General features: G+C 23.9%; 24 protein-coding genes. 12 read left to right on the top strand and 12 right to left on the bottom strand.

Features of this window, described 5'->3' with window-relative positions:
- Positions 1-12 precede the first annotated feature (12 nt).
- From mnmA to ACZ91P_RS04950, 5 genes are all read right to left on the bottom strand, one after another.
- Positions 13-1,146: a tRNA 2-thiouridine(34) synthase MnmA gene (gene mnmA / locus ACZ91P_RS04970; RefSeq protein ID WP_465158291.1), complete on the bottom strand. Its 1,134-nt coding sequence runs from the start codon at positions 1,144-1,146 to the stop codon at positions 13-15.
- A gap of 526 nt (positions 1,147-1,672) precedes the next feature.
- The gene (locus ACZ91P_RS04965; protein ID WP_465158290.1) at positions 1,673-1,867 is read right to left on the bottom strand and encodes a hypothetical protein; all 195 of its coding nucleotides are present in this window, start codon (positions 1,865-1,867) and stop codon (positions 1,673-1,675) included.
- Between the two features lie 164 nt (positions 1,868-2,031).
- The gene (locus tag ACZ91P_RS04960) at positions 2,032-2,328 is read right to left on the bottom strand and encodes a hypothetical protein (protein ID WP_465158288.1); all 297 of its coding nucleotides are present in this window, start codon (positions 2,326-2,328) and stop codon (positions 2,032-2,034) included.
- A gap of 26 nt (positions 2,329-2,354) precedes the next feature.
- Complete coding sequence (locus ACZ91P_RS04955; protein WP_465158287.1) at positions 2,355-2,699, bottom strand: hypothetical protein; 345 nt, start codon at positions 2,697-2,699, stop codon at positions 2,355-2,357.
- Positions 2,700-2,831, bottom strand: a complete 132-nt coding sequence (locus ACZ91P_RS04950; RefSeq protein WP_465158286.1) for a hypothetical protein — start codon at positions 2,829-2,831, stop codon at positions 2,700-2,702.
- Positions 2,832-3,068: 237 nt separating this feature from the next.
- Between ACZ91P_RS04950 and ACZ91P_RS04945 the strand changes: the two genes are divergently transcribed.
- The 10 genes from ACZ91P_RS04945 (at position 3,069) to ACZ91P_RS04900 (ending at position 7,111) form a co-directional block, all read left to right on the top strand.
- Positions 3,069-3,305: a hypothetical protein gene (locus ACZ91P_RS04945; RefSeq protein ID WP_338989369.1), complete on the top strand. Its 237-nt coding sequence runs from the start codon at positions 3,069-3,071 to the stop codon at positions 3,303-3,305.
- A gap of 538 nt (positions 3,306-3,843) precedes the next feature.
- A complete protein-coding gene (locus tag ACZ91P_RS04940; protein WP_465157684.1) occupies positions 3,844-4,128 on the top strand; it encodes a hypothetical protein in 285 nt (94 codons plus the stop codon).
- Positions 4,129-4,137: 9 nt separating this feature from the next.
- Entirely contained in the window at positions 4,138-4,296 is a 159-nt protein-coding gene (locus ACZ91P_RS04935) for a hypothetical protein (RefSeq protein WP_465157683.1), read from the top strand.
- A gap of 13 nt (positions 4,297-4,309) precedes the next feature.
- Entirely contained in the window at positions 4,310-4,564 is a 255-nt protein-coding gene (locus tag ACZ91P_RS04930; protein WP_465157682.1) for a hypothetical protein, read from the top strand.
- The gene (locus ACZ91P_RS04925) at positions 4,557-4,721 is read left to right on the top strand and encodes a hypothetical protein (RefSeq protein ID WP_465155633.1); all 165 of its coding nucleotides are present in this window, start codon (positions 4,557-4,559) and stop codon (positions 4,719-4,721) included. The genes ACZ91P_RS04930 and ACZ91P_RS04925 overlap by 8 nt, the downstream gene beginning before the upstream one ends.
- 2 nt (positions 4,722-4,723) lie before the next feature.
- Positions 4,724-4,861 carry a hypothetical protein gene (locus ACZ91P_RS04920; RefSeq protein WP_465155635.1) on the top strand — a complete coding sequence of 46 codons (138 nt, stop codon included), beginning with the start codon at positions 4,724-4,726 and terminating at the stop codon, positions 4,859-4,861.
- Between the two features lie 2 nt (positions 4,862-4,863).
- Entirely contained in the window at positions 4,864-5,565 is a 702-nt protein-coding gene (locus ACZ91P_RS04915; protein ID WP_465157680.1) for a hypothetical protein, read from the top strand.
- A 1-nt stretch (position 5,566) separates the two neighbouring features.
- Positions 5,567-6,475: a recombinase RecT gene (locus tag ACZ91P_RS04910; protein ID WP_465155639.1), complete on the top strand. Its 909-nt coding sequence runs from the start codon at positions 5,567-5,569 to the stop codon at positions 6,473-6,475.
- Positions 6,460-6,930 (top strand): hypothetical protein, encoded by a 471-nt coding sequence (locus ACZ91P_RS04905; RefSeq protein WP_465155641.1) that lies wholly within the window; start codon positions 6,460-6,462, stop codon positions 6,928-6,930. Before ACZ91P_RS04910 ends, ACZ91P_RS04905 begins: the two co-directional genes overlap by 16 nt.
- Before the next feature lie 4 nt (positions 6,931-6,934).
- Positions 6,935-7,111, top strand: a complete 177-nt coding sequence (locus ACZ91P_RS04900; RefSeq protein WP_465155643.1) for a hypothetical protein — start codon at positions 6,935-6,937, stop codon at positions 7,109-7,111.
- 24 nt (positions 7,112-7,135) lie between these two features.
- Here the strand turns inward: ACZ91P_RS04900 and ACZ91P_RS04895 are convergent, their stop codons facing one another.
- Genes ACZ91P_RS04895 through ACZ91P_RS04870 form a run of 6 tightly spaced genes read right to left on the bottom strand, consistent with a single transcriptional unit; the run spans position 7,136 to position 12,116 of the window.
- A complete protein-coding gene (locus tag ACZ91P_RS04895) occupies positions 7,136-7,534 on the bottom strand; it encodes a hypothetical protein (protein WP_465155645.1) in 399 nt (132 codons plus the stop codon).
- A gap of 44 nt (positions 7,535-7,578) precedes the next feature.
- Positions 7,579-8,130, bottom strand: a complete 552-nt coding sequence (locus ACZ91P_RS04890; RefSeq protein WP_465155647.1) for a hypothetical protein — start codon at positions 8,128-8,130, stop codon at positions 7,579-7,581.
- Positions 8,131-8,153: 23 nt separating this feature from the next.
- On the bottom strand, positions 8,154-9,602 hold the full coding sequence (locus ACZ91P_RS04885; RefSeq protein ID WP_465158285.1) for a hypothetical protein: 1,449 nt from the start codon (positions 9,600-9,602) through the stop codon (positions 8,154-8,156).
- Positions 9,592-10,530 (bottom strand): hypothetical protein, encoded by a 939-nt coding sequence (locus ACZ91P_RS04880; RefSeq protein WP_465158284.1) that lies wholly within the window; start codon positions 10,528-10,530, stop codon positions 9,592-9,594. The genes ACZ91P_RS04885 and ACZ91P_RS04880 overlap by 11 nt, the downstream gene beginning before the upstream one ends.
- A 6-nt stretch (positions 10,531-10,536) precedes the next feature.
- Positions 10,537-11,637 carry a hypothetical protein gene (locus tag ACZ91P_RS04875; protein WP_465156865.1) on the bottom strand — a complete coding sequence of 367 codons (1,101 nt, stop codon included), beginning with the start codon at positions 11,635-11,637 and terminating at the stop codon, positions 10,537-10,539.
- Between the two features lie 17 nt (positions 11,638-11,654).
- A complete protein-coding gene (locus tag ACZ91P_RS04870; RefSeq protein WP_465155655.1) occupies positions 11,655-12,116 on the bottom strand; it encodes a hypothetical protein in 462 nt (153 codons plus the stop codon).
- Positions 12,117-12,347: 231 nt separating this feature from the next.
- Here ACZ91P_RS04870 and ACZ91P_RS04865 point away from each other — a divergent pair, with 231 nt between their 5' ends.
- Together ACZ91P_RS04865 and ACZ91P_RS04860 are read left to right on the top strand one after the other, a co-directional pair.
- On the top strand, positions 12,348-13,583 hold the full coding sequence (locus ACZ91P_RS04865; RefSeq protein ID WP_465157429.1) for a hypothetical protein: 1,236 nt from the start codon (positions 12,348-12,350) through the stop codon (positions 13,581-13,583).
- 87 nt (positions 13,584-13,670) lie between these two features.
- Complete coding sequence (locus ACZ91P_RS04860) at positions 13,671-14,180, top strand: lipoprotein (protein ID WP_465157430.1); 510 nt, start codon at positions 13,671-13,673, stop codon at positions 14,178-14,180.
- Between the two features lie 26 nt (positions 14,181-14,206).
- On the opposite strand, the gene ACZ91P_RS04855 is transcribed toward ACZ91P_RS04860, so the two are convergent.
- Positions 14,207-15,265 (bottom strand): hypothetical protein, encoded by a 1,059-nt coding sequence (locus tag ACZ91P_RS04855; protein ID WP_465158283.1) that lies wholly within the window; start codon positions 15,263-15,265, stop codon positions 14,207-14,209.
- Positions 15,266-15,407: the final 142 nt, after the last annotated feature.

Genomic DNA, 15,407 nt, shown 5'->3' with positions numbered 1-15,407 from the left:
AGTAATCCTTTCTTATAAATATCATAATTTTTGATTATCTAAATAAACATCATTAATAACTCCGCCCCCAAGGCAAACTTCATCATCATAAAAAACAGCAGCTTGTCCTGGCGTAATCGCTTTTACTTTTGTTGCAAATTGCACAAGACATTTATTATCACTTAAAACTGTTACTTTAACACGAATATCTTTTTGACGATAACGAAATTTAGCTGTACAATTAAATTCTTTTTCATGTAAAGTATTAATTCAATTAACATCAGTAATAATACAACTCGTTGAATATAGTCATTTTTCTTCACTACTTTTTGCAACATATAAAATATTGTTTTCTACATTTTTACCAGCCACAAAATATGGTTCACTCATCCCACCTAAATTTAAACCACGACGTTGACCAATTGTATAATACATCACCCCATTATGATGACCAACAACTTCTTTTGTTTCAATATCAACAATATTACCATTTTGATTTGGAATATAATTTTGTAAAAAGTTTTTAAAATCACGTTCTCCAATAAAACAAATTCCTGTTGAATCTTTTTTATTAACTGTGCTTAAATTTTGTGCACTTGCAATTTCTCTAACTTCTTTTTTTGTTAAATTTCCTAATGGAAAAAATGTTTTTGATAATTGCCCTTGGTTCAACTGACTTAAAAAATAAGTTTGATCTTTATTCCGGTCAATTCCCCGTAATAATTGATATTCTTGTAATTTTTCATTAAATCGTACTTGAGCATAATGTCCCATGGCAATAAAATCAGCATGATAGTTATTAATTGCATAGTTTAAAAAATAGTCAAATTTAATATACTTATTACATAAAATATCTGGATTAGGAGTTCGCCCTTTTTGATATTCATTAATAAAATGTTTAAACACATATTCTCAATATTCTTTAATAAAATCAACACGGTGCAATGGTACTTGTAATGTTTTACTAACATTAACAGCATCATTATAATCAAGTTCTTGTGGACAAATCACATTATTAATTGCTTTATTTCCTAAAATATCATTATTTAATTTACTGTCTCAATTCCGCATAAAAAGACCTTCTACATCATAACCTGCTTGTTGTAATAAATATAAACTAACTGAAGAATCAACCCCTCCAGATAATCCGACAACAACTTTTTTCATTGCACATCACTTCCTTTTTTATAAATAAATAATAATTAATTAGTACTATTATTTTAACATTGAAAATTAAAAATCCCAAGATAAGAAATTGGTTTCCTATTGTTTAAATAATTTACTATATAAATTTTAAGACCTTTCTTTTTTTCTTTTTAAAACTGCTGCTAACATTAAAATATTTGCCAACAATAAAAAACTATAACTAATAATTTGCATAATATTACTGGACTAATTAAAAATATTGTTCATAAAAAAATAACTATATAATGCAATCCCAATCACACTACAAAAGAAAAGTAAACTTAATGGTAAAAAACAATAAAGCTGAATTTTAAAATTTGATACCAAACAAAATGGAAGAACAACAATAATTGCATAAATCCCAATTAAAATTAACATAAATATTCGATTCATAAAAAAATAATTATGATTAACAGTAATAAAATTAAATTTACCAAAATTAACTACAAAAAAATTATATAAATCTAAAGCTGAATTATTAATTCAATTATTAAACACTAAAAATGCACTACATACATAATACTATTAATCCAATAATCGCCATAAGGCGTGCAATTAAAACAATTGGATCACGTCATTTAAGAATGTTGTTTTTCTTAATTTTAGTAATTCGTTGACGCCCATTTGGTAATTGCTTAATTTGATAATTATTATTAAACATTGTTGTTGCTTGAACAGTAGACTTTGAGTGCTTATTTGTCAAAGGCAAAATATTAGGATTAAGGTTTTTTGCTTTTCTTCTTCCAATTTGTTTTATTTTAAGTTTATGCCTTGTTTTATCAAATCTTCTTTGACATTAGAATTAAATAACTTAGCATAAAAATTATCTATTTGATAAGTTCCCTCTGCTTCTTCAAGTTCAATTGCTTAAGAAGTTTCATCTTGAAGTTTTACTTTTTCTGATAAAACTTGTGAAACTTTTTTTGTTTCCAAATTCTTTTCTTCTTGATGATAATATTTATTGGTTGTTTGTTCCACTCCTAAATTTGGTCGTTTTGTTATATCCCATTCCATCGTATCAATTTCATCATAAAATTGATTTCCCTTGTCAGGACGAACAATTAAATCTACTCCTTTTCCTGTTTTTTTATTTTCATTTTGTTTATTGTCAAACTTTTTATTATAAGTTTCTTCTTCAATATTTTTTGCTTGGATTGAAGACATATTATGTGTTATTTTTTGCGAAACATTTATTTTTTGACCTGGTATTTTATTATAACTTTGAGTAAAAAAACATCTTTTTGTGGTGATGATTTTGGTAAAGAAAGTTTAGGAAAATGATTTGTTAGAACTGACTTTGATTTTATAGTTTGTTTATTATCAATATTAGTTAATGACTTCTTTAATTTTTCTTGATCTTTTTGCATTATTTTTTGAGCAACAGCACGAGCTTGTGCTTTAACTTCTGTATGATCAATTTTAACTTCAACAGGTTCATTGTTAAATTGAGCATCATTATTTTTCTTATTAAAATTTAATAAATCAATGTTTTTTGTAATAGTAGGTGGCTCATATAAATGTTCTTCATTATCCAATTAAATTTTTTCATCAAAAGTTGATTTAATTTTATTTAATCGGTGATGAAAACTTGTTTTTTCTTGTTGTAACTTTTCAGTTTGATGATGTAAAATTTTTAATGCATTTGAATTATCTAAATTTAAAATCATTTTCCGTGGTTATACAAATGAATTTAAAGCACTATTTTGATTAACATTTTGGGTTTTAGTAAAAAAATAATTATTCTTAAAAAAATGACTATTTTCTTGTAGAAAAAAGTTGCATCATTATTTAAAGTAAACTCTTGCTGTTCAATGCTTTGTATAGTGTAAACCAATTAGAACAAAACAATTCTTATTAAAGGGTTGTTTTTTTATTTAAAATAAAACAACTCCTAAAAGGAGGTAATGATAATTAAGCAACAAAAAATATGTGATGTTAATGATTGTTATAAAGTAATATCATTCATTACCGAAGAATTTTTATCAAATAAAGTTTTATGAACTTGTGAAAAACATAAAGATTTATTGAATAAAGTAAAAGATAAAACACAAAAGCGGTTTTATAAACGTTTAGAAAATTCAAAAATTATCTTTGATTGAGAAACTGGGTTTTTAAAACTTAAATTTTACAAAACAACTTAATACAGAGTGGGACGGTTATTTTAAATAACTAAGTACTTCCATAAGAAGATGAGTTTATACTCATTACCACAGTCGGCCGAGGCAAGTACTGAAATAGTGTATGAGGAAATATATAAATCGGCGCTGGTTTTATAACTAAGCGATAGTCGTGATGTGTCCAAGGCTAACATCAAACGACAATAAAAATAGAGATGGTGACACAAACAATTAAATTTGCGAAAAGTGTGGTTGGTTGGAGTTTTATAGCATTTGGTCCTTTAAAATGCGAGTGAATTTTTAATTTAAAAACTGAACGTCAAATCCCAGAGCAAAAGCACAAATGGGCACGGATAAAGGAAGATATATATGTCTGGCGTCAATATTAAAAAAACAACTGTGGATTATTAAACATTCAAACAATTAACATATCGCCACCGCTTACCCCAGTGAGGCGGATGGCGTAGTAAGTAAATAGATAAATACTTATATAACTAATTCTCGCTTGGCACTTTCACTTGGGAGTGAGTGCCAGCGAGTTAAAACTAGGAGGAAAAAATAAATGACAGAATATAAAAGTAAATATATTAATAAAACTTGAAATGAAATAACAACATCATTTTATTGAGTTAATTGTCAACCTATTAATTGTCGTATTTCACATCATAAAAAGCATTATGATTTGCAATGTTTAGAATGAGCCAAAATGTACTTAAATTTATTTAAAGATAAATGAAATGTTATTGCTTCTTATATGCAATATTACAAAATTAACGATATTTTAGATTTAGCTTCTGATGGTTGAAAAATATTGCAATTTGAGAAAAAAATCAAAGGAATAATTTAGGAGGTTTATATGAAAAAGTTAAATAAAATTTGTCTTAAAAAAAGATATTGAGGTTATTGCTTAAAATGTAATCAAGAAAATAAATTAAATGAATTAATGCTTAAAAGTTATTCAGTATCATTTGAAGATATGACTGATGAACATTGAGCATTAGGAAAACAAAATTAGGAGGAAATAAAAAATGATATGTAATAAAGCATTAAAAATTACCAATAAAGATATTATTTATGCACAAATTGATAGTGATTATTTAGATAATTTAGAGTTAAATTTATATCTTAAATTTGGTGATGAGGAACGACATGTGGGTAATATTTCATTGCCAACAAATTTTGACTTAAATTGCAAATGATATGAAATTGATGAAGTTAAAAGTTTAATTAGTGATTATTTAGCAGATGAAGAAGCAGATTATGAGGTGATAAATTATGAATAAAAGATACTTATTAGTAACAAAAGATAAATATAGCTTAAATACTACATATTTTTATACATTTGATGAGGCAAGAATTTATTCTGAAAATTTAAATTATTGTAAAACTACAATTATTGATTTAGAAAACAAAAATATTAAATGACAAGGATGTGAGTAAATATGTGAAAAGATGAAGATGGTAAGGTTTATACCGAAGAAGACTTATTTAATATAGCATTAGAAGAATGTCACTCAGAAGACGGTGCTTATGAGTATATTGATAATTTAATTATGAATATGAATTTGGAGGAAATTTAATTATGGAAGACTTAAAATTAAATAATGAAGTTAAAAATATTACTTATCCATTTTATTTAAAAGGAAATGATTTTAAAGAATTAAGTTTAAAAGCATTAACAATTAAAAAATGAATTGATGAAAATGGGCAAGAATTAGCAGAATTTATATATCGACAACAAGCTTGATTAATAAATGGAGAATATAAATCACAATCACTAAAAGATTTAAAACTAGTAGTTTCAAAAATTGATTATATTTTTAGAGAACCATTAGAATTAATAAAAAATTTTAAAGATGAATTAAATTTTATTAGAAAAGATATTTTGAATTTAGAAAATAATATTAAAAGTAATCATGATTCTTTTAAAAATAGTGTTATTAATATTCAATTTCAAAAACAAAATGAAATTATTGAAAATCACAAAAAAGAACAATTTTTAGAAATTAAAAGTGTAGCAAAACAAGAGCAAGAATTAAAAATTATTACTAGTAATTTTCGTAAAGAAAAATTATTAGTTAAAGATATTGAAGTTATAGGTATTAATGATGATTTTTTACAAAAAGCTGATAAATTAGAACTTATTAATCTTATTAAAAACTATTTAATTGTTGATGAACAAATTGTTAAAAATGAAATTAAAGAACAATGAGATAGTAATAAAGATATTAATTTAATTGGTATTAAAGGTATTAATTTTAAAATAAATAAAGGAGAAAAATAATATGGCAAATATTGTTGAATTTTTAAGAACAGATAAAGCAACAGAATGAATAAAAAGTAAATTTTCAAATGAAAATGAAATTGCAAGATTTAAGAGTAATATAGTTTCAATATCAAACAGTAATGAATTATTACAAAAAGCAGACCCAAAAACAATTATGACCGCTTGTTATCAAGGTGTTTTATTAAATTTACCTATGGAAAAGCAATTCGGATATGCTTATGTCGTTCCATATAATACTAAAATAACAAGAATTATTAATGGTCGTGAAATCCAAGAATGAATTAATCAAGCACAATTTCAAATGGGTTATAAAGGTTATATTCAATTAGCTCAAAGAAGCGGTCAATATTTAGATATGTCAGTATCAGACGTCAGAGAAAATGAATTAGTAAATTATGATAGATTAAAAGGAACTAGTTTTAATTGAATACAAAATGAAGATGAAAGAGAAAAATTACCAATTATAGGTTATGTAGCATATTTTAAAATGGTTAATGGTTTTGAAAAAACATTATATATGACAAAAGAACAAATGGAAAATCATTTTATGAAATATTCTAAAACTTATGCTAAAAATAAATCATTTTATATTGCTAGTTTTGATGAAATGGCACTTAAAACAGTATTAACTAGTTTATTGCGAAAATGAGGTATTATGTCAGTCGAATTACAACAAGCTTATAAATCAGACCAAGCAGTTATTACAACTAATGATGAAAAGATTTATATTGATAATGATAATAATATAAACATAAATAAGAGTCAAATTAGCAACGAAAATATATCAAATAATAATTTATTACATGAATCAAATGAAAGATTGACAGATAATAATGTAGTAAAAGAAGAAGATATATCAAATGTATTACCAACAGTTAACAACGATGAGGAATGAGCGACTTGATAAAAATAGGTATTGACCCATCAGGAACTGGCACTACGGCCGTTGCTATTTTTGAAGATAATAAATTAATTGATAAATCTGAATATACAAATCATTATTGAATTACACAAACCGATATTATTTTAGATAAGTTAAAACAAGATGCAATTATTAATATTGAAGATTGTTTATATACAAATGCTAATGGTTCAAAAGACCGTGATGATTTATTAAAAATAATTGGAGTAATTAAATATGATACACACGAATTAAATAATGTTAATTGAGTATCACCAAAACATACTAAATCAGTTGTTAAAAATATGGAAAATTTAAGTAAATATAATGATAGTTGTATATGAAAATATGATAAAGATAATAATTTAACTTATCAATATGGTAAAGGTTGATTCTATAATAATGAGAAAATAAGTAATCATTTACGAGATGCCATTATTATTGCTAATTATGAAGGTTAATATTATGAAAAATTCATATAATCAAAAAACAGAAAAATATTATTCTAAATTAATTCGTAATGTTAATATTTACTTAAATGAAAATGAAGAAAAAGTTTGAAATGAATTTAATGGCCTTACTTATTCACAACGAATAGAACATCTTATTAATTTTTATATAAAACACAATAAAGAAAAATAAAAAATAACCTTAATTGGTTATTTTTTAAATGCTATTTGTTAGTTGTCTAATAGCATCTTTTTGTTGTTGTTTTTTGTCATTTACTTTAACTTGTTTTTTAACATTTTTAATTTGACCTGTTTTTAATGCTAATTCTGTTGCATAATCAGGCCCTCGTAAATGTTTTTCGTGGGCAATAACAGCAGTTCTTAATTCTCTAATTTCTGCTTTATATTTTTTAATTTTTTTAGCAGATAATCCAAGAATACCAAGACTACCCATTCCGCCTGCACCTGCTAATACAAGTAAAGCAATTACTATTTCATTACTAATTTCCATTTTAATATTTCCTTTCTTATCCTTACTCAAACAGTGGCCATCTATTTTTTCAAAACAAAATAATTTATAAATTAAACTATATAACCACCCAAAAATATCAACCACCCCTAATATATAGTCTATTTTAAATTTAATTCTTTGTTATTTTCTTATGTTATACCATCTAAATTATTTCATTGTTTTGCTATTCTTGGTTGAATAACACGCGGATTAATTCGACATTCTAAACAATGTCTTAAATGGTCTTTTTTTCATTTTGATTTATCAATTCAAATAATAATTAAAGAAATTATTAAAGTAATTAAAGGTAATATTGTAAATACTAATCCCATTTTAGATATTTTTAATCGTGGTATATCAATTTTCATATCTACTTTTGGTTTACTACTAGCAACAAATATACCCTGAATTCCGTGTGTAAATAAAGGGGTTAATAATATGGCAATTCCATTACCTCAATATTGACCATAATTATATCAATTAATATTATCTTTTATTGCATTAATCATGCCATATTCTAATCAACAATTTAATGCTAAAAATATCAATGTATAAAAACTAACTACTCAACTACGAATTTTATATTTCCTTTCTCATTCTCTAATATCTTTATGAGTTCAATTATAAGTCGGAATAGGGTCTTTTTTAAATCAATTTCAAGGTAAGACACCCTTTAATCAAGTCATTTTATCTTGTTTCATAATTATTTACCTCATTTAATTTTTTATTCATTTTTATTTAATTCTAATCATTTTTTGTTAAATAATTCTTTAATATCATTTCTATTATTTGAAATAATTCTTCATACTGGGTGTTTTTCAAGTAAGTTTAATTCATTAATAGTTGTTGCACTATTTATTTTTCTTATCAATATATCATAAGAATCCGATGTTTCTTTTGAAAAATCAGTATCCATATCACGCTTATAAATAAAATGCGGTTCATCTGCCCTTAATTCGCTATTATTTATTAATTTTCTTTTAATTGTTAAATCTTTAATAACAATATTATTTGTGTAATTTGAAATTGAGCCGTCTTGCTTAATTGTTATTCTTTCATATGAATTATCTGCTAAAAATGTAAAAATTGATTTTTGTGATATTGTTTCTAAATAATATGTTACAAATTTATTAGCATATGCATAATCTGTTATTGAAATTGATATTTTATAGTAATATTTTGTTAAATCATAATTTGGAATTTTAAATGTTAATTTTTCGTTTGCTTCTGGATAATTAATTAATTCTCAACTATCATCATTAATAGGTATATCACCATTACCTAATAATGAATTACCATTAATAGTTTTAATATTTGTTCCACTTATTAATTTATCTTGTTTAAGATTAATATCTTGTGATGTTTTTACAATATATTTACCATCAACTTTTTCAATATAATTTTTATTTAAATCACTATCTTTAATAATATCTGTTGGAATATCGCCACTTTGTTTTGCTTTTCAGACATTATTTTCATAATAAATACTATCATTATCAAATGGAACAATAAGTTTAATATATTCGTTATAATCAATTTTAGAAAAATCATTAACAGTTGGATAAAAAATATTTATTGAATTATCTGTTTGCAATCGTTCTTTTAATCAAAATAATAATGTTGGATAAAAAGTTTTTTTACTAATATGTTTATATTCTTCTTCTCATGAATGAGCATAATTATCTAAACTATAATTATATGGTCTAGATACTGTTTTACTAGATATAATATCAATTATTTCACCTGCTAATTTTAAAGCATTTTTAACATCTCTGGTAATATTTTCATTTGCTTCAGGGTCATTAGTTTGTGAATAAGCAACTCCACCTTGTGAAAATGATGCACTACCAGTTAAATCATTTACTCCTTTTGGTAAATATCAATTAATAACTGCTAATAAACAAGCAGATTGAATATAACTTAATCATTTATCATATTCAATTAAACCAGTATTATCTTTTTTTACTCATGGAAATAATTCTTTTTTATTAATCTTATCGGAAATTGTTCCACCTGATAATCTATCCATTCATAAACTAGTTTTTAAAATAGCATTATAAATTAAATTATCATTATAAGCAGATTGTTTTCTTTCATTAATAGGTTGTCAAAGTTTACTTTCTTTAACATCTTCAACTGTTATAAATAATAAATTATTTAAATTATTTTTCATATAATACACCTCTTAATTTATTACGATATTTATTTTTTAAATTACTTGGCTTATAACTATTAACTCTTGCTTTTGCTTTCTTAATTTTTTTAATAGTTTGATTAGTTTTGTAAAAAATATTTTTAACTGGTGTTTTATATAAATTCTTAATATTTTTAACATCACTTCGGCGTTCACGATATCATTTTTTATTATTAATTTCACCAGCAAAATTAAAATTAAAATGTCCAATTTTTAAATTATTAATAAACTTTTTAATTTGTTGTAATTTTTGAACTGTTGGTAATGTTAATTTAGTAGTTCCTTTGGGATATTTTTCTTTTAATGCTTGTGGTAATCGTTTTTTAATATAATATCTTAAATGATTAGGTAATCATTTTCTTAATCAATAACGCCAAAATAAAGTTCCTGCATTAGATACAGCATTACTTAATAATTTTCATATTTCAACTGGAACACTAGGATAAACATAAGGTCCATAAAATTTCGGATGTTTTGCTGTTTTTGTATATATTAAAATAGTTAAATTACCTGTTAAAGTTAATTTATTTGTAATATTAAACATACCACTATCAAGTCAACTACTATTTAAAGGTTGTCAATTAGTATTTAAATAATTTTCATTTTTAAATTGTTTTCTATTTTTAATATTATTATCTTTTTCTAATTGACTTAATATTTGTTGAATTTCTTTTTTATGACCTTTTTTAATTAAATCTAAATAAGTAAATGGATTTAATCACTGATAAATATCTTCAACTTTATTTGTAATTTTATTATATTTATCACTAATATAATTAATTGGCTTTAATATTTTATTTTTAACTTGATTAACTCTATTAATTAAATTTACAAATTTACTTATTAAAGGTTTATTTTCTAAATTAGATACTAATAAAGTTAAAACGCGTAATATTAGTAAATTCATTTTATATTAACCTTGATTATTTGGTTTTGATTCTGGTTTTGATGCTGAAATTAGATAATCAACTGGAACTCTAAAAGTTTTATTTAGATTACTTTTAGCGGCAGTAATTTCATCTTGGCTTGGTTGTTTTTCCAAAATAATTTTACATGTTTTAGGATATAAAATAGTTGGTGTTGCATATTGAACTTTACCAATTCATTTAGGATTAGCAGTATCATTATCTAAAACTTGTTGAATAGTATCCATATTAATTGGATAAGCTCATACTTGTTTATTAATAATTAAACCATTTACATTAGTAAAATTATAACCTTTATCACGGTTAACTTGTCCTTTTGTATATGTTTTTTCTAAATGAAAGCTTTTTGATACTGGAATACCCATTGCTGTATTTTCATATAATTCACCATTAACCATCGATTTTAGTTGTGCTTGTGAACCAATTACTTTTAAAAAAGCAGGTGTTAATCCTAAATATGATCTTCGACCTAAAACCATAAACATTTTATCTGTTGGTAAACCAAAATATAAATTACTAATTTGATTTGTTAATTCAATCAAAGTTTCATTTAATGTAAAGAATGCTTTATTTGCATCATCTGCATTTTCTGCTGTATAACTACGAAATGGAATTACTTCATATTGACCATCTGCTAAACAATAATCATAAATAGCCTGAATTAATTCACATTCTAAATTAACAAATTTATTCTGTACAACACTAGAAATAGCATCAGCAATAACACCATTTTTAATATTTTGTTCTATTAATGCTAAGTCAAAAGCTTCATTCATTAATTTTAAATTAAATCTTTTATCAATAGGAACTGGAATTCTTGTTAATCCCATTGTTTGAGTTGTCCCACCATTTGGTAATGAATAATCATCTTGTCATACCACACGATGAGTTAAATTATATAGTGCTTGTCCTGCATTTGGTAATCAAGCAACTTGTTCTGCGGTTGCAGTAGCATACTGCATAATACTTGCATATTCATTATATAAAGGTCCACGCAATAAAGCATTAACCATATCAACATACGCTTTTTGGTCTGTTGTATTACCTTGTAATATAAAAGGTACTTGTGGCAAGTTAATTGTTGCCATAATATTTCACTCCCTTATTATCTAAGGTTTTTAAGTGTATAATCAGTTATTTTTTTAATTTCATCAGGAGTATATGCTCCTTTTTCTTTAATAGTTTCAATTTCTTCATTTTTATTTTCACTAGATTTTTCAATCATATCTTTAATAAAATTAGTTGGTGAAACTGATGGTTGTTCTTCAACAAACAAATCAGGTTTTAATTCTTTTAAAGTTTGCATTTTTTCAGATAAAGAATTACCACTAACTTTATCTAAATTAGTTTTAATATCTTCAATTTTAGTAGATGGAACATCTTTAAATGCTTTTAATTCATCTAATTCATTAGATAATTTAATAAAGTCTTCTTTTGATATAACATCTTCGCGTTTTTGCACACTTTCTCTAATTTGCTTTGCTTCATTATTAAACTGATTTAAGATATTTTCCGCAATCTCTTCACTTAAACCTTGTTCTATTAATTGTTCTTTTGTAAGTGCCATTTTATAAACTCCTCTTTTTTTATCCTTGTTCGATTAACAAGTCAGCATAACTCTTTTTACGGAAAAAGATTAAACCTATGCTTTTATTATATATTAATATTTTACTAATACAATACTTTTTATATAACCCCTAAACTTAATATCTTTGCTTGCATATATATATATATATATATATAATGCAGGTAGATCTTGATAAAAAGTTTCAAGATAAAGAAAAGGAGAAAAACAAGTATGAAAAAATTACTAAGTTTATTAAGTGTATTAACAATTAGTGGAACTGCTATACCAACAACAATTGCCGCTAGTCCTTATCAAAAAGAAGAACAATTAAATAATAATATTAATAATTCAGAAAATTTAATTAGAAATAAAAGACAAATATTTAATAATGTTTTATTTCTTAATTCTGGTTCTTTAGAAAATAAGGTAGTTGATGAAATTACAAATATTACTGTAATTAAGGTTTTACAACACAATACACCATCATTGTCGTCGGTAAAAGCTGGTAGTGTTTATTTTGGAACTACAAATGGATTATATTTTGTTTATAAAAATAGTTGAGAATTAAGAGAAATTACTGGTGTTAATGGAGAAGTAAAAAAAATTGAAGTTGATAATCAGAACAATGTTTATATTTTAAATAAAGAAGGAAAAGTTTTTTATTTAGGATATGACCAAACAGAAGCTAGAACTATGGATGAAATAAAATATCCTGTTAATGATTTTGTTATCTTTGAAAAAGATATTAATTCTAATATAAAAGCTGGTAGTGTTTATTTTGGAACTACAAATGGTGTTTTTTTTAGATATCATAATTCTGAAAATGCAGTAAGTTCAATTAATCTTATAAAAAATTGTGCTTGTGATAATAATCTTGAAAATAATGTAAAAAAATTATTCCTTGATTTAGATGGAAATTTATATTTTAATGCTTTAAGTGGAAATGTTTATTATGTGCCTATAAATCGTTGAACACCTGAAAAAATAAATAAAATAAATAATTTGAATAGTATGGTTTTTTTAAAAAATGATGCTGCAAATTCTAATGTAAAAAAAGGTGACATATATTTTGGAACTAAAAATGGTGTTTATTATAAATCTAAAAATGAAACCAATAATGACATTAAAAAAGTTGATCAAACAGATAATAGTTCTGTAAAATTAATTGAATTATTACCAAATGGAGATTCATATTCTTTAGATGATAATGGTAATGTTTATTATATACCTTTTGATTCTTGAGAAGTAAAAAAAGTAAATGATATAAGCGATGTTAATATAATTGCCGCTGTTCAAAAAGATACATTTGTAAATTCTGTTAAAAAAAATAGTGTTTATTTTGGAAAAAATGATGGTATTTATTTAAAACTTAACTTATATTCAAATATTCAAAAAATTGATGGAATAAATATTTCTGTAAAATCAATTGAGATATCACCAAATGGAAGTGCTTTTATTCTAGGTTAATTAATAAAAGTAAATGGAAATAAAAAATAAATTTATTTCCATTTTTAATTAAATTAACAAATTTTTCAAAAAATAGGAGAAATAAATATGAAAAAAATATTAAGTCTTTTCGGAACAATTACTTTAATAGGAACAAGTACAACAAGTTTAGTTGCTTGTAATACATCACAAGAATATACAAAAGAAGAATTAGCAAAACTAAAAGAACAAAACAAAATAAATACAAAAGATGGTATTTTAGAATGAATAGCACCACAAGAAAAACCATTTAATACAGTTGATAATAAATGATATTATGTACAATGGCGTGGTGATAAAAATGAAAAATGATATTTAAGTAAGTTTAATAATAATACAAAATTAGAAGATGGAAAAGAAAAAAACATTGATAAATTAAATAATTCTATATTATCTTTATATTTTTATATGGGTGCTAGTTTTTCGGTTTTAACAACATATATTTCTTCAGAAAATATAAAAATTCCTTGAAATAGTAAAAATGATTATATTAAATCAGTTTATCGTTGAAACTTAGATACAAAAGAACCTGAATTAATTATTGATGATAAAGGTAATGTAAAAGTTAATGTAGAATAGAAAAAGAGATTATTAAATCTCTTTTTCTATCTTGATTTAATTGTTATTTTAACTGGGCTGTCGCTTTTATTTTTAATTCCTAAAACATTTGGATTACTTACATCTATTGTTATATTTTTATCATTACCCGCATAACTAAGGTTAATTTGAGCCAATAATAATAACTGAGCAAATAATACTTTTACAAATCTAATTTTTAATTTTACATCATTAGTATAATATGCTTGTAAATATGTTTCAGTAATTTTATTTTTATCATTATTAGATAATTTTGTTATTTGAAGTAAAAAATTAACTGCTCCACTTTTTTCTGTATAATAAATGCTTTTATAATTTCCACTAGGTAAACCATTAGCAACACCAGTTGCGTATTTTGTTTCAGTATCATTTACTTTTATATTGTCGGTATACAAAATTATTATATTATCAAAATTAATTTTATCTGTTTGTGATGTACCTTCTTTTTTAAAAGTTATTTTAGATAATAATCCACTATTAAAATCGCAACTATTATTACCACCCAATAAATTAATCTCTCTATTAGGTATAAAATTTTCTATACTTGGTGGTCCACATTCAACTTGTAAATTACCTAGATTACTTATTTCAATAGTTTTATAAGCATCTTGGAATTTACTTATACTTTGAATTGTTGGGTCAATTTGTCTTAAGTCAATTTCAGTTTCATAATAAGCAGAATTAAATTCATCAGAAAATAAATTAACAGGAATTCCATAATTTTGTGCTTTTTTACATTGTGCTGGTGCAACAATTTTAGTTTTTAATGGTAGTACTACATTAGAAGGCATAATATCTTTTGTATAAGGTTTATAGTTATATGGAACTGGTGGTAATACATATTCAGGGTAATTAAATGTTGGTATTTCATAATCATGTGGTAGTAAAAAACTAGTTTTATAATTAGTTGTCATATCGCGTAAATAATTATTTAATACGCTTTTTGTTTTACCACGAAAACTCCATACTGATAAGCGTAAATAATCTTCTTCATTATTAGTATATGGATTATCAGCATAAAAGATAATTTCAAAATTACCTTTATATAAGGCTTGGATTGAAAACATATCAATTATATAACTACAATTTGTCCCATCAGGTGTTTGTAAGAATTCGCAATCATTATCTTTTTCACTATCACTAACTGGTGTTTGAGCATCTACTGTTTTAGTTTGTTCATTAATTAAATAAACTCGATTTGTTTTTTGA

It is taken from the genome of Spiroplasma endosymbiont of Halictus nicosiae (assembly GCF_978018445.1).
This window is presented reverse-complemented; position numbering and strand designations above follow the sequence as displayed.